Raw genomic sequence first — 1,450 nt, 5'->3', positions numbered from 1 at the left:
TGTCCACAGCCTTACGGGGCCTAAACGTGTACCCGAGAAAAGTAAATTGAACATCTGGATATGTTTGGCGACGATTCACATCTTGGCAATAAACAATCTTTGTCTTATCTGGATGCAATTCGAGTCCACATTCACGAAATCGTGCACCAATCTTTTGTAAAACAAGTTTGGCTTGAGATAAACTTCGGCAATGAATTACTCCATCATCCGCATAGCGGCAGAATCTTACACTCGCAAGATTCTTGGTAATCCACATGTCAAAAGCATAATGCATAAATAAATTAGCCAATAGAGGACTGATAACTCCACCTTGCGGTGTGCCGTGATTCCTTTCTAAAACTTGACCATCTACATTTTGCATAGGTGCTTTTAACCAGCGTTCTACATAGAGAAGAATCCATGGAATTTCGCAGTGTTTCTTAAGTGCATGCATGAGTAGATTATGGTCAATGTTATCAAATAGACCTTTGATATCAAATTCCACAACCCAGTCATACTCCCAACTTCGTCGTCTCACCACAGCTATCGCATCATGGGCAGAACGCCCTGGACGATATCCATAAGAGTTTGGATGAAATAGAGGATCAATCTGTGGCTCCAATATAAGCTTGACAGCTGTTTGTGCTACTCGATCCGCTACTGTTGGAATGCCTAACATACGTACCCCACCTGATTTCTTTGGAATCGGAACACCTTTGACTGGCGGTGGAAAATAACTGCCTGAACAAAGTCGATTCCATAGTTTATACAGGTTGCCTTTTAAGTGGTGTTCGAATTGCTCAATAGATTCATGATCGATGCCTGCAGCACCGCCATTCTCTTTGACTTTCTTGAATGCCTCCCAAATTAACGCTTTAGGAATGTTAAATGGTTTGGTCATAAAGCCTTGTTCCTCCTGCTTGTGCAGTTGACAAGACCGCAGACCTGGATAATGCAGCCCCTTCGCTCCATTACCATTACAGTAACTTCAACACTACTACGAGCTGCTCCGCCCCTTGGTGACGCATTGCTATTATCGGCCTTGCCTTTTGAGCTTGTACCTTTCGCTTGACATCGCCACCGAAGGTTCCCGCAGTTCAACGTAAGAGCCTGAATTAGGATCGCGCTGCCTCTACGCCGGACACCGAATGGCCCGTAAGCAGGTAACGGCCAAACTAATCGCGGGGTAACTTCCATCCCCGGTTTTGATGTCATTTGAGTACTTTCGACACTTGAACGGCAGTTCACTGTTGTTCGCCTTCCTAATTCTTACCTGACATCTCTACGATGCCTTTTCCATAACGCTCACGACCGGGACTTTTGATCCAAGCCGCTTATGGTGGTTTGCTACCTGCTCCTGCAAGCCGATAGCGAGGGGCCATACCCTCATCTCTTACGCCGCTTGCTGCGGCACACTGATATCTGTACACCAGACTTGATTAGAGTGATCGATGACCATGTTTTTCAACAG

1 protein-coding gene is annotated in these 1,450 nt (G+C 45.5%); it reads right to left on the bottom strand.

The window, feature by feature from the left end:
- On the bottom strand, nucleotides 1–880 hold an 880-nt coding region (gene ltrA, locus RR643_RS11655; RefSeq protein ID WP_332483323.1), incomplete at its 3' end, for a group II intron reverse transcriptase/maturase.
- Nucleotides 881–1,450 lie beyond the last annotated feature (570 nt).

This window comes from Anaerorhabdus sp. (genome assembly GCF_036637135.1).
In the GTDB taxonomy this organism is placed as follows: domain Bacteria; phylum Bacillota_I; class Bacilli_A; order Erysipelotrichales; family Erysipelotrichaceae; genus Anaerorhabdus.
Note: the sequence above shows the minus strand (reverse complement) of the source record. Positions and strands in the feature narration are given on the sequence as shown.